General features: G+C 38.8%; 7 protein-coding genes. All 7 read left to right on the top strand.

Annotation, left to right across the window (positions count from 1 at the left end; all coding sequences use genetic code 11):
• Positions 1-218: 218 nt before the first annotated feature.
• Genes I2I13_RS21800 through I2I13_RS21830 form a run of 7 tightly spaced genes read left to right on the top strand, consistent with a single transcriptional unit; the run spans position 219 to position 15,109 of the window.
• A complete protein-coding gene (locus I2I13_RS21800; protein WP_195650497.1) occupies positions 219-2,909 on the top strand; it encodes a zinc-dependent metalloprotease in 2,691 nt (896 codons plus the stop codon).
• A 13-nt stretch (positions 2,910-2,922) separates the two neighbouring features.
• Positions 2,923-5,496, top strand: coding sequence for a zinc-dependent metalloprotease (locus I2I13_RS21805; RefSeq protein ID WP_195650498.1), 2,574 nt, complete (start codon positions 2,923-2,925; stop codon positions 5,494-5,496).
• A gap of 19 nt (positions 5,497-5,515) precedes the next feature.
• Complete coding sequence (locus tag I2I13_RS21810; protein WP_195650499.1) at positions 5,516-8,128, top strand: zinc-dependent metalloprotease; 2,613 nt, start codon at positions 5,516-5,518, stop codon at positions 8,126-8,128.
• Positions 8,129-8,177: 49 nt separating this feature from the next.
• On the top strand, positions 8,178-11,330 hold the full coding sequence (locus tag I2I13_RS21815) for a SusC/RagA family TonB-linked outer membrane protein (RefSeq protein WP_195650500.1): 3,153 nt from the start codon (positions 8,178-8,180) through the stop codon (positions 11,328-11,330).
• A 35-nt stretch (positions 11,331-11,365) separates the two neighbouring features.
• Positions 11,366-12,826, top strand: coding sequence for a RagB/SusD family nutrient uptake outer membrane protein (locus tag I2I13_RS21820; protein ID WP_195650501.1), 1,461 nt, complete (start codon positions 11,366-11,368; stop codon positions 12,824-12,826).
• Between the two features lie 19 nt (positions 12,827-12,845).
• The gene (locus tag I2I13_RS21825) at positions 12,846-13,502 is read left to right on the top strand and encodes a DUF4843 domain-containing protein (protein WP_195650502.1); all 657 of its coding nucleotides are present in this window, start codon (positions 12,846-12,848) and stop codon (positions 13,500-13,502) included.
• A gap of 20 nt (positions 13,503-13,522) precedes the next feature.
• Positions 13,523-15,109 carry a PKD-like family lipoprotein gene (locus I2I13_RS21830; protein ID WP_195650503.1) on the top strand — a complete coding sequence of 529 codons (1,587 nt, stop codon included), beginning with the start codon at positions 13,523-13,525 and terminating at the stop codon, positions 15,107-15,109.
• Positions 15,110-15,160 lie beyond the last annotated feature (51 nt).

Here is a 15,160-nt window from a genome sequence, read left to right on the forward strand (position 1 = left end):
GGGTGTCCAAATCGGTTTGGACACCCTTCACTTTTATATGCAAATGTTGCACCATATTAGAATATAGTCACTTTATATGCTTTTAAATAGAGAAGTCTTTAAGATAAAAAAGAATAAAATAACGGCAATTTGGTATGATAAAATTCACTTTCAATAGGAATTATATATAATTTTGTACCTGTTTTTATTATTTATAATATAATTAAATAATTTTGATTGTGAATAAGTTAGTTGCAAAGAAGGCGTTTCTTTTGCTGGTACTAGCGTGCGCAATGTTAGTGACGGTAGAACCGATTTACGCAAAGAAGAAAAAAAACACGAAAACTGCGAAAAAAGAGTCTCCCTATGAGAAGATTTTTAAAGGGAAGAAAGATGAGGTGAAAAAAGGAGTGATAACTCTTCATAAGATTGAAGGAAAAATCTTATTTGAGTTCCCTCTTACCCTTCAGAATCGCGAGATGCTTTTAGGATCGACAGTTTCAGAGATTAGTGACAATGGAAATGCATTGGTTGGGCAAAAAATCAAGAAGCCCCTGCACATTAAGTTCGCATTACGCGATAGCGTGATGGAGATGCGCGAAGTAAGTAACTTTGCACGTCGTCCAATCTTTTCTACGAGTAAGGATGAGTCCATAAAACAGGCAATGAAGAAAGGAATCGGAGAGCCTGTAATGGAGGGATTCAAAGTGATGGCGTATAATGCAGATAGTACAGCTGTAGTATTCGACATGACGGATTTTTTGGTGAGCGATAATAAGCGCATGGCTATTTTTGACCCTTATGGTAAGAAGACCATGTTTGGTGCTTGTGTGCGCCGGGCAACTTTCAAAAAAGAGCTCTCTTATGTCGATCAGATAAAATCATTTGATGATAATATATCGGTAACATCCAGTTTAAGCTATTTGCAGGATTTACTTTATATGGGTATTGTCGCGATAGCTTATCAGGAACCTGTTACGGTAAAAGTAAACCGGTCATTTGTTTTGTTGCCGGAGACTCCCGAAATGATGCCGCGTATGGCGGATCCACGAATTGGTTATTTTACTTCAAACAAGGAAGAGATTGCTGATGATTATGACGGAGTGAAAATGAATACTTATGCTAATAAGTGGAATGTATATCCTAAAGATGTAGAAGCTTACAAGCGAGGAGAACTGGTTGAACCTACGCAACCCATTCTTTTTTATGTAGACGATGCTTTTCCTGAAGAATGGAAAAAGGGGATTCATGAAGGTGTGTTGGTATGGAATAAAGCATTTGAACGTATTGGCTTTAAGAATGTGATGCAAGTGAAGGATTTCCCGAAGGATGATCCGGAATTTGATCCGGCTAATATTAAGTATAACTGCATTAATTATGCTCCAATCGGAATTGCGAATGCGATGGGACCATCGTGGATTGATCCTAGAAACAGCCAGATTATTAATGCTTCTGTTTTTGTATATCACGATGTCATTCAGTTGGTGAATGATATGCGGTTTGTACAAACGGCACAAGTTGATCCAAGAGTGCGGACTCCCAAACTTCCGCAGGATGTATTGGACGAAAGTTTGCGTTATATCATTTCTCACGAGGTTGGTCATTGTCTGGGATTGATGCACAATATGGGATCTTCTTTTGCTTATGCAACAGAATCGTATCGTGATCCAGTGTTTATGAAAGAACATGGTACTACTCCATCTATAATGGACTATGCCCGTTTTAATTATATTGCACAACCCGAAGATAAAGATGTATGCCTTACTCCTCCGGTGTTAGGTACTTATGATTATTATGCCATTAAGTGGGGATATACGGTATTTCCGGAAGCAAAAACTACTGAAGAAGAGATTCCTTATTTAGAAAGTATTATTAAGAGTAAAATGGGGGACTTGGAATATAGATATGGGAAACAACAGTTAGGTTATGGTGTTTTTGACCCGACTTCTTTATCGGAAGATATAAGCAATGATGCTATGAAGGCAGGTGCTTATGGTATCATGAACCTGAAGTATATATTAGACAATTTCAATACATGGCTGGATGATAAAGATCCCGATTTTACATATCGTGATCATCTTTATGACGCATTGGTTTCACAGTATGTACGTTATCTGAATAATGCATGGGCAAATGTAGGTGGTTTCTTTATCAATGAGCATTACGTCGGTGATCCGTATAATACATCAGAAGTGATTCCTCATGATATGCAGAAGCGTGCTGTTCGGTTTGTTTTGAATGAATTAAAGAACATTGACTGGATAGATAATCCTGATGTAGTAAAGAATCTGACTTTTGACGGTTCAATGTCTCGTTCCATCTTGAAATCGATGAGCAAAAAGATTCTGAATACAAAACGTGTTTCATTAGCTGCTTACCGTGATTCTTCCGCATATTCTCCACAAGAATATTTGGATGATATTTATACTATTTTGTGGGAGTCGACTATTAAAAATGTGGAACCGACTGAATCCGAACGTATTTTGCAGACAGAAGTATTGATGGGCATTATCCGCAATGCTGATCCGTTGACAAAGAAGGACGAGATTGATGAAGTATTGTTTGCGGATCTGAAACAAGCTGCCCAGACAGGTACATTACAATTGCCTGCTAATACGGATCTGCCTCTGTTTCAGTTGTTTGATGTATATAAGCACTTGACAGAGCAGGGAGATGCAGATTGTTGTGTGGATGCAGGGCATTATTACCAGACTGCTAACGCTATGAAAAAGATAAATGAATATGCAGGCTTTGATTATATTTATTATATTCTTAATACCTCAAATAATAATCAGAACCATCTGTATTTTGATTTATTGACGCGTATAAAGAATATAGTGGAAAAGCGTAAGAATTCAGGTTCATATGCAACCCGCTCTCACTATGAATATTTATTGTCTATCATTAATGACTTTGAAAAGGCAAAATAAAAATTGTTGAGTGATGAAGTTATTTATAGTGTTATTGACCGGAGCTTTTATGTTAGCTACCGGAACTTCTGATGTTTTTGCCAAGAAAAAGGAGAAAGTGCAAATAGAAGCAAAATCGGATACGGTTCAGACTGCTCCTAAAAAAAGGAATACTCAATACCCACGTTTGTTCAGAAACAAAAGAGTGGTGACAAAGAAAGGGCTTATAACGATCCATAAGATTGATGATAAACTTTATTTTGAGTTTCCTAAAAGCTTGCTTGGACGTGATTTTCTGATGGGGTCTTCAATTTCGGCAACTAGTGATAATACAAGTGGTCTTGTCGGACAAACTATGACTACTCCGCTGCATATTCGTTTTGCCATACAAGAAGATCAGGTGTATATGCAGAATGTGACTCCCATTTCCCGGATGGATGTATATAGTACTCAGTCTGATATCAGTAAGGCAGTAGCGAAAAGTAATATAACGCCGGACATGGAGTCATTCAAGATTGCGGCTTATAATATGGATAGCACGGCAGTGGTGTTCGAGGTTACCAAGTTCTTTCTAGCTGATAATAAACGTCTTCCCCTGTTTGACAAGAACAGTGCCTCTTTGAAGGATGAGAAATATGGTCAATTGGAGTTGAAAGCTGTATTGAAAAAGAGTCTCTCTTCCATCAGAAACTTTCATGTCTTTGATGATAATCTGGAGATCAATCTGGATATGAGTTTTTACCAATCTCTTCTTGCTAATAAGAAGGAAGTCAGAGGAGGAAGTGTACGGGTGAAGGCGGTTTATTCAATGCTTTTATTGCCGGAAGAGACAATGGCCTGGCGATTGGGCGATCCCCGGTTAGGGTATACATTTACCAAAAAGCAAAAGATATCAACGGAAAAAGACGGTACGGCCTTTTCATATTTGCAACATAAATGGAATCTGTTGCCAGCCGATGAGGAAGCATATCGTCGGGGGGATTTGGTTGCTCCGCGGAAACCTGTGATATTTTATATCGACAGTGATTTTCCGGAAGCCTGGAAAAGAGCAATAAAAGAAAGCGTCAACTGGTGGAATGAAGCGTTCAAGATGGCTGGATTTAAAGATGCTGTACAAACTGCGGATTTTCCTGTAAACGATACGACATTCTATGCTGGAAATTTGAAGTATTCTTGCATCCGTTATGTGCCTGTAAATCTCTCAAAAACTCAGAGTAAAGTTTGGGTGGACCCTCGTAGTGGAGAAATTATTAATGGAACCATTTTTGTCGGGCATGATATAGCAAAGACGATAGCCAATCAACGTTTTATTCAAACAGCTCAGGCTGATAAACGTATGCGTGATCTGCACTTGTCGGAAGAGGTCTTATTAGAGAGCATTCGGCTTTATATAGCTCGTGAAGTAGGTCATTGCTTAGGTTTGGCTGATAATGCTTCCGCTTCGGCTGCATTTTCTGTAGAATCATTGCGAGCATCTGCATTTACCCGACAAAACGGTATTGCTTCTTCAGTAATGGATGAGCTTCCTTACAATTATATTGCCCAGCCACAGGATGATAAGGTCAATTTCGTTCAGAATAAATTGGGAGCTTATGATTTATATGCAATCCAGATGGGATATATGCTTATTCCTGATGCGAAGACACCGGAAGAAGTTCGTGAAAAGATAATGAGATGGGTATCCATGAAGTCGGGAGATCCGGTTTACCGCTATGGCAAAGCACAATATCAGGATGCAGAATATGATCCGAGTGCGTTGGGAGGTGATTTAGGTAACGATGCTGTTAAAGCGGGAAAATATGGAATCAGTAATCTGAAATATATCTTGGGAAATATGGATAAATGGGTGGAACAACAAGATTCGGACTATCATTTCCGCATTCATATTTATCCGGAGATAGTTAATCAATATAACCAATATTTGATGTATGCCTTTCAAAATGTAGGAGGTTTCTATCTGTCCGAGCATATTGTAGGCGATCGTAATCAGGCTCTATCTGTTGTACCTAAAGTACAACAGCGTGAAGCAGCTCGTTTTGTAATGAATGAGTTGTGCAATATGACTTGGTTGGATGATTCTTCCATACTTCGTAACATGCCAGTGCAAACTCCGGTTTATCAAAAGATGATTAAGAATTTTGCAAGTGTTCTGGTGGCTACTAAGCGAGTGTCATTAGCTTATTACAAAGATAACAGCAGTTATTCTCCTGAAGAATACCTGAATGATATTTATAACGGTGTATGGGCATCGACTTTGAAGGGAAAATCATTGAACCGTGCAGAAATATTGCTTCAATATGAAGTGGTTGCCGCTATTTTGAGAAAGTTGCAATTGCCTAATCACATGGAAACTACAGGTCGTGAGAAGAAAAAAAAGAAGGTTGAAACGCTGTTACAGTCTACTCTGCCCGAAGTAAATACAGTTGGAGGATTCGGACCTTTGGGATATATCACCAATTTATCGAATGATAATCAGCTGCATTTGTATCATGGGTTGTTGATTCGTATTCAGAAGTTAATGGAATCGCGTTTGAATTCAGGTTCTTATGAAACAAGGATGCACTATGGGCAGTTGCTGGAGAAGATAGAAGATATACGTAATTGGTAAAATAATAAGAAAACACGATATGAGACGATTTTTGATAATTTGTCTGGCTGCGGTATTTACGTTGCCTGCTGCAGACGCAAATACGATTTTCTGGAAAAAGAAAAAAGACAAAACGGAAAAGAAAGAGAAAAAACTCAGTAAGTACGAAAAGCTGTTTAAAGACAAGAAGGTAGAAACTTCTAAAGGTCTGCTCACGTTACACTTTGTAGACAAGAAAAAGCTGCTCGTAGAGTTCCCCGTTTCACTCATGGGACGAGAATTTCTTTTAGGTTCTAAAGTAGTAGAAACCTCCGATATGGGAAATGGACCGGCGGGAACGATGTCGTATACTCCCCGTCATATTAAATTTGCGGTAATAGATAGTACTTTGTATATGAAGGAAGTCAGCAGAACAGGACAGAATATGATATTCTCCAGTTCGGCAAATCAGAATATGCAGGAAGGATTGAAGAAGAATTCATTATCAACCATTGTAGATGCTTTCACTATTGCTGCTTTTAATAAAGACTCTTCGGCTGTAGTGGTAGATATGACTTCCTATTTTGTATCTCATACAGAAGACATGAATCCTTTTTCAAGCGGTAAACGTACAATGGAATATGGATCGGGTAGACAGGCTGTGAAATTCAAAGATGATTTATCATATCTGATGGGAGTGAAAGCTTTTGGAGATAATGTGTCTATTATTTCTAAACTGACTTACTTAATGAACTTAAGCGTAGGTGGACAACTTGTGAGTGTGGATGAACCTGTAAGTATGACAGTAAATCGTACTTTATTGTTGCTCCCTGAAAAGCCGCAGATGCGTCCGCGTTTAGCTGATCCCCGGATAGGAATAGGTACTGTGGCTATGGAAAATATGGGTACGGAGGTTGATGGCTCCAGAATGGAACACCGGATGAAACGTTGGAAACTAGAGGTATCGGACGTTGATAAGTACAAACGTGGTGAACTGACAGAGCCGAAAAAGCCGATTGTTTTTTATATGGATCCCAATTTTCCGGTAAGTTGGAGAGCGGCTGTAAGAGCAGGAGTAAATGATTGGAATAAAGCTTTTGAGGCTATTGGTTTCAAAGATGCTATCCAAGTGAAGGACTTTCCGAAAGATGATCCTGATTTTGATCCTGATAATTTGAAGTACAGTACGATTCGTTATGTTCCTACCGGAGTGGTAACGACCATGAAAGATGCATCATTTGCTGATCCTCGTACTGGGGAAATTATGAATGCCTCTCTATACCTTTATCATGATTTGCTGAAGTGGAATAATATCCAGCGTTTTGTACAGACTTCTCAAGTTGATTCGGATGCACGTCATCTTCGTTTGCCGGATGATTTGATGAGTGAAACGCTTCGTTGTGCTGTTCGCCGGGAAGTAGGCTTTGCTTTAGGATTGATAGAGAATATGGTGGGCTCTTCTGCTATACCGACAGATTCATTACGGTCGGCTTCTTATACACAGAAATATGGAATAACTGCCTCTGTGATGGATGAAGTAGGTTTCAACTATGTAGCTCAACCGGGTGATAAGGGAGTGATGCTTTCTCCTAAATTGGGAGTGTATGACTACTATGCTATTAAAGTAGCCTACAAACCGATTTTAGAAGCACAAACAGTACAGGAAGAGAATAAGGTAGTACGCCAGTGGATTAGTGAAAAAAGCGGTGATCCGATGTATCGTTTCGGAACCAAACAGTATTTGCTTACTACGTTCGATCCGTCAGCTCTTTCTTTTGATTTAGGAAATGATGCGATTAAAGCCAGTACATATGGTATTCATAATTTGCGTTACATAGTATCTCATATGCATGAATGGATGGATGCGGAAGATAAGAATTATGATTATCGTAATATGGTATTTCCGTTTATCGTACAGCAATTGAGAGGATACTTGTTTAATGTATATCGCAATATCGGTTCATTCTATCTGAATGAGCACTTTGTTGGTGACGCTAACGCAACTCTTACTGCGGTACCCAAGGATTTGCAGAGAGCCTCTTTAGATTTCCTGTTTACTCAACTGAAGGATTTGGAATGGATTGATGATGAAGACGTCATAAAGAAACTTTCATTTTCCGGTTCACAAGCCCGTAAGATTCTGAAGAATTATGTAGTGAAGGAAAAGAATGTGATTACAGACTTATATCAGACTAAGCGTGTTTCGTTGACGTACTATCGTGATCCGTCTTCTTATAGCCCTAAAGAATATATCGATGATTTATATGAATTAGTATGGCGTCCGACAATGGAGGGACGTTCGTTGACGGAGCCTGAACGTATCATGCAGGCTGAGTTCTTGTCGAATGTGCGCAACAGTGTGGATATAAATGGTCAGAAGAGATGGTTCGGGCAATATTATTTGTCAGATGACAACGCGGATAAAGTAGGAGCTCTGGACGAAGAGGAAAATGAAGATGCTGAAAGCGCAATAGAGGAGCAGGGTTACGGTTCTCGTGCTGTCATGAACAATATAGCAACGGATAATCAGAACCATTTATGGTACGGCACCTATCAGAAATTGGCGGAGCTAATCAAGAAACAACAAATGACTGGGGATGAACAGACGCGTGCCCATTATAAATATCTGCTGTTCTTGATGACGCGTTCCTGGAAAGATACTCCTAAAATTTAGATAAACATACATATATTATTTTGCATAAATAGAATATACAACACGAATTATGAAAAAAGTATTTCTTTTTTCCTTGGTATATCTTTTGTCGGTAGTTACGGTGGTAGCTCAACAGAAAGATAACAAGCAGCAAGTACAAAAAACAAAAGTTGAAAACAGTGAAGTACCATCAGGGTACCGGGCAGTTTTTGGAAAAGTTGTTGATCAGGAAGGGCTCCACTTGGTTGGAGTGACTATCCGCTTGAAAGGTACGGATTTTGGTACTACTACGGATATTAACGGAGACTTTAAACTTTTTTATCCTATTCGTAAACATCCGGTGATTATTGTTTCCTATATAGGAATGGTTACAGAGGAAATCAGTTTGGGAGATGATGCATCTAAAGATAAGGCGCGTGTTATTAGGCTGAAAGAAGATGCTGTGATGACTGATGAAGTGGTAATTACCGGTTACTCTAATATTAACAAAAAGAGTTTTACGGGTAACAGTGTGCAGATTAAGAAAGAAGATCTGTTGAAGGTTTCAAAGACAAATGTGTTTTCTGCTTTGCAAGCATTCGACCCATCTTTTCGTATTCAGGAAAATAGTCAATGGGGATCGGACCCGAACGCTATTCCGGAACTGTATATTCGAGGTCGTTCTGGTATAGGTATCAAAGAGTTGGATTCAGAAACGTTGTCTAAATCCAACTTACAGAATAATCCGAATCTCCCATTGTTCATCATGGATGGTTTTGAAGTCTCGGCTACTAAATTGTATGACCTTGACCCGAACCGCATCGAAAGTATTACTATTTTGAAAGATGCGGCTGCAACAGCTATGTATGGTTCACGTGCAGCAAACGGTATCGTCGTTATCACTACTGTTCCTCCCAAACCGGGTAAGTTACAGATTGATTATAGCATGACCGGAACCTTGCAAATGCCGGACCTGTCTGATTATAACCTGATGAATGCCGCTGAAAAACTGGAAACTGAACGGTTGTCCGGTTTCTATATCGGTAAAGATGCCGGCGAACAATATACTCTCGACAGAGAATACTATGGTAAATTGCAAAATGTAAAACGGGGTGTCGATACTGATTGGATTTCTCAACCGGTACATTCTGTATTCAATCATAAGCATAGTTTGTCTTTAACTGGAGGTACGGAAAATCTGCGTTTCTCTGTGGATTTGAGTTATAATAAATCCGATGGTGTGATGAGAGGCTCTTATCGTGACCGTACTGGCGGAGGTTTGGCTTTAGATTACCGTATCGGTCGTTTGCAGGTACGCAACTATGTTTCTTATTCGTCAACACGTTCTAAAGAATCACCTTATGGAAATTTCTCGGATTATACAACTAAACTGCCGTATGATACTTTCCGTGATGACGATGGCACCTATTTGACAAAAACAACCCAATGGCACAATTTGGGTATGGATAATCTGGCCAATCCTTTATACGAGGCTACATTGAAAAGTTATGATCGTTCTAATGCGGACGAATTCATAGATAACTTATCTGCCAACTGGTATATTAATGATCACTGGCAAATTAAAGGGCAGTTTGCTTTAACAAAAAGTTATTCCGAATCTCGTCGTTTCCTTGATCCGTTGTCTGCAAAGAATACAGATGTATTGAGCGGCACGAATAAAATATCCGGTGAATTGACTACTGGCAGTGGCAATTCTTTTTCTTGGGATATGAATGCTTTCCTTGCATACAACCGGACTATTAAGGAACATAATATCAATCTGTCAGTAGGTATTAATGCGACTTCTTCCAGTGGTACAAGTTCTTCGGCTCGCTATTTGGGTTTCCCATCCGGTGACTTCGATTCTCCAAACTATGCACAAAAGATTTATGAAAAACCGGATTGGAGCGACACCAAATCGCGTCTGTTCGGTGCGTTGGCTACTTTAAACTATAGTTACCAGAACATTTATTTGCTTGATGCTTCTGTCCGTAGCGATGGTTCTTCTGAATTTGGTTCAGATAATAAGACAGCCCTGTTCTGGTCGTTTGGTTTGGGACTTGCTTTGCATAACTATGAGTTTATAAAGAAGTTGAACTTTATTGATGAATTTAAAATTCGTGGAACTTATGGTTCTTCCGGTAAAGTAAACTTTGAGCCTTTTGCAGCGAAAACCGTTTATGAGATTAATGGTGATGAATGGTATGAAACCGGAATGGGGGCCAATATGATAGCGATGGGTAACGTGAATCTGGGTTGGGAAACTACTTACCAGACAGATTTAGGATTTGAGTTAGGACTGTTGAAACGCCTGTTCTATGTTTCGTTTGCTTATTATAATAAACGTACTGTAGACTTGGTGAATGATGTAACTATTCCTAGTTCTACCGGTTTTACTTCCTATAAAGACAATGTTGGAGAGATGCAGAACCGTGGATATGAAATTAATGTACGTAGCAATATCATTCGTAAACGTGATATGCAGCTTTCATTATTTGCCAACTTAGGTCATAATGAAAATAAATTAGTGAAGATTTCTAATAGTCTGAAAGCTTATAATGACTTGGTTGATCAGAAATATGCAGAATTGGGTAACTACGATGCCAATGCGGCGAAGCCTTTCCGTAAGTACGAAGAAGGCGTTTCTACTACGGCTATCTCCGCTGTGAAGTCTCATGGCATTGATCCGGCAACAGGAAAAGAAATCTTTGAAAAACGCGACGGAACGTTGACCACTAAGTGGGATTCGGCTGATATGATTAGTTGCGGTGATACTGAACCGGATATTCAGGGAACATTCGGTTTCAACTTCTCTTGGAAGAAATTCAGTCTGTACACTACATTCATGTACGAATATGGTGGTCAACGATATAATTCAACGTTGGTATCCAAGGTTGAAAATGCTGATATCTACAACTCTAACGTAGATAAACGTGTTCTTTCCGACCGTTGGAAAGAGCCGGGAGATAATGCTCGTTTTAAAGCATTATATAATGGCAAGAACAGCATTGAAATAACTAAATCAACGACTCGTTTTATTGAAGACTACAACTTGTTGTCATTGAATTCAATAACACTAGGCTATACTTTCGGTGCAGAACAAATCAAAAAATTGGGATTGAGTATGCTTCGTTTGGAAATAGGTGCTAATGACCTTGCCCGTTTCTGTACAGTGAAACAAGAACGTGGTTTGAGTTATCCTTACTCTAGAAGCGTCAATTTTACTGTGAATGCAAGTTTCTAAGTTGATCGTGACAAATATTAAATAAAAGGAAGTATATGAAAATTAAGAATATTATATTAGTTTTATGTACGTCATTGACGTTTTGTTCCTGTTCCGATTGGTTGGATGTAAGTCCTAGTAATCAGGTTGATGGAGAAGATCTTTTTAACTCTGGAAGTGGTTACCGCATTGCTTTAAATGGTATTTACAAACAGATGTCCAGCCAGTATCTTTGGGGAGAAGAGCTGACATGGGGAATGGCTGATGTATTGGGACAGAATTATACCAAATCTAATTTGGGAAGTACGGACTCGAAGTATTGGCAGGCCTGCCAGTATAAGTATACAGATAAAACACTGGAACCGGTTATTCAAAGTATTTGGTCTACGGCATACAATGCAATAGCTAACTGTAATGAGTTGATTAAAAACATCGAAAATGCCGATCCATCCATTTTTCAGGGTAAAACACTCGAGCAGGATTTGATTTATGGGGAAACATTAGCATTAAGGGCGATGTTACACTTTGAGGTTCTTCGTTTGTTTGCTCCCAGCGTCACAGCAGATGATGGAAAGAAATATATTCCTTATTATGCGACTTTCCCTTCTATATCAGAACCCTACCTGACAGTGAAAGAAATATTGGCTAAAATAGAAAAAGATTTGGAAGAGGCACGTAATTTAGTGCAGACCTATGACAATCAGGAAGGTTATAAGTTATTAATGACCAAAAGTTATCGCTTTGAAGGCGGTGATTTAGTAACTGACATGTTCTATGCCAGCCGCGGTTTTCGTATGAGTTATATTGCTATTACTGCTTTGCAGGCCCGCGTATTCTCTTATGCAGGAGAGTCGAAGAAAGCTTATGATGCAGCATCGGAAGTGATTAACTATACGGATGATAATGGAGATAAGATGTTCACCTTTACCGCTAATGCCAGCTTTAATACAAATCCTAAAATGAAGGACGATTTAATTTTTGCTCTTTCAAATTCTAAGGAAGTAGAGCTTTTCAAAGCGTGGGATAATAGAGATGAGGATGGTGGAATGGTTTCTATTGACTATGATGATTATATGGAGATTCTGGATGAAAATGCCAACGACAGGCGCTGGAATGCGATTGGTGGTATGATGGATATTCACAGTGATTATGACTGGTATTGTGTGATCTCTAAGAAATATATGGATGACGCCTCTTACACGGATCTCGATAAACGTATTATTCCTGTCATCCGTTTGAGTGAAATGTATTATATACGTGGTGAATATTTGGCGGAAACTGATCCGGTGGCTGGAACGTCAGAACTGGAAACAGTAGCACAGGCACGCGGATGTACAGCCGGAATTTTCTCTTATATTTCTACTTTAGAGGAGTATAAGAAAGCGGTTTTGAAAGATGCCCGTAAAGAATTTCTTGGTGAGGGCCAGTTGTACTATTTTTATAAGAAATACAATATACTTCCTAACTCAAAGGTCAATTTTATATTCCCATTGCCGGATAATGAGATGGTTTACTAATTTTATAGATAAATAGAAGATGAAAAAGATATATTTATTTTTGACTGCAATGGTCTTGACACTGACTGCGTGTGAGAAAGACCAGATAGGCAGATACGATTTGGGATCATATGTCTATTTTACACAGAAAGAAACCGCATTACAGAGCTTTTCTTTTTCTTACTATCCCGGACTTACCACTCATTCATTGGAATTTGAAGTGAATCTGATGGGAGACTTGTTGAAAGAGGACAAAACTTTTGAATTATATATTGATACGGAAAAGACAACTGCTACTCCGGATATGTATGAATTGAATCTTCATCCGGTTTTTCATCAGGGAACTCCTACCGACCAGATAACAGTGACTTTAAAGAATCCGAATGATATTTTGAAGGATAAAGAAGTGACATTAGTGTTTGGCATTAAGGAAAATGAGAATTTTCAGCCGGGTTTTGTTGGACAGCGAAGCATTACGATAAACTTTAATGATATAGCTAGCCGACCGTTATGGTGGGATAGTACGGTTGAAAGTTACTTGGGTGCATATGATGCTTATAAACTTGATGAGTTTATCAAATGTACGGGAATCAATGACTTGACAGGTATGGATGAGACTTTGATTAGAAAATATGCATTAGACTTCAAGAAATATATTGAAGAAAACGGATTGGATATTAATATTCCGGTTTATTAATGAATAAAATGAATTTGAATATGAGAAAGAATATTTATGTTCTGCTGTTATTGTCTTTAGTAGTGTTTTTGGGAAGCTGTTATAGCGATAAAGGAAACTACGATTATGAGGATGTAAATGAGATAACAGTTGATTTAGGAGGGGCTAAATATACCTATGTTGTAGGAAATGTAGCCAGATTGGAACCGAACATCACTTTTGCTACACAAGAAATTGCAGAATCAGAATTAGAATATAACTGGACATTGAACGGTGAGTTTATATCTGACAAACGGGTGTTGGAGTTTACCGTAGAGAAAATAGCAAGTCAGGTAGAATGTCAGTTGCGTGTAACTAACCCGAAAACCGGTCTTACATATATCGGTCGTACAGCGATGGACTTTACGCAGAAATACAACTTATATGGTTGGCTGGTGTTATCGAAAGATGAACAAGCCTCTTATCTGAACTTTATGACTGCGACGGGTACTGACGCACAGATTTATGAGGAACATTTAAACGTTTATCAAGAACAAAATCGAGAAGTTCTTCCTAAGGAGACATTGGGACTGCTGGAGCATTTCCGTTCGGGAGGTTCTGGTAGCAATCCTTCTTCTGTATGGATTGTGAATCCGAAAGCTGACAAGTGCGTGGATTTGGAAGGTGCTGCTTTTACTAAAGATCTTGTTTTGCCGGATGCTTTCCTGGAACCGGGTTTTACAGATAATCTGAAAGTAAAACAGATTGCGGAACTAAAATGGTTGACTGTTGTGGTGGATCAGGATGGAAAAGCATACACGCGTAAAAAGTTATCGGAGAAAGCTTTTCATACAGGCAAATTTCTGTCAACACCATTGACTTTCGAAAATAAAGAGGTCAAAGTGGATAGATTTCTGATTATACCGGAAATGCGTGCTTTGAATATGGCGTTTGTGGAAGGTGAAAAGGGACAGCACCAACGTATTTTGGCTCTAATGGATTATGACAAGCAGTCTGCAGGTAAAGTGCTTCAATTTACAGTAAAGCAAGAAGACTATGATAAGAATGGTTTTTATGATGCACCGAAGTTGGACGATTTGTTAGATTATGAGGTTGTGTATCTAGGTTATGCCCGGCCGAAGACTACAGGGCTTACAGATGGTACATATGTTATGACTTTGATTTTGAAGAGAGGAAGTGAGTATTTATATCAGGAATATTCTGTGAATAAGGCTTCAACAAGTAATCAAGTAACAGCTATCCCATCAGTGAACAAGTCAATTCATTTCGGTAATTTATTAGAGGGAGCTGTAATTTATACAGCACCTTATATTAATAATAGAACTTATTTATTGATAGCTAAAGGGAATGACCTTTATTATATCGACCGTATGACGATCGACAAGGATCCAATCAAAATGAAGACGTTTGATGCGGAAATAACAGCTTTGAATGCGGAAACCTCACAAGGTAACCAATTAGGAGTCGGATTGGCTAATGGAAAATTCTTTGTTCTCTCTTTGAAAACAGAGGGACTAGGCACGATTTTGGGAGATCCTGATAAAGAAGAGGCGGAGAGATATTACCAGGTGAGTGGTCGGATATTTGACATTCGTTATCGTTTCAAATACAGTAATGGCTGGACTTAATACAGTACTATACTATATATAGTGAGATAAAAAATAATCCCGGTAGTTCGT

Origin of the sequence: Bacteroides sp. D55t1_190419_B8, from assembly GCF_015558905.1 — a bacterium.
GTDB classification, from domain to species: Bacteria; Bacteroidota; Bacteroidia; order Bacteroidales; family Bacteroidaceae; genus Bacteroides; species Bacteroides vicugnae.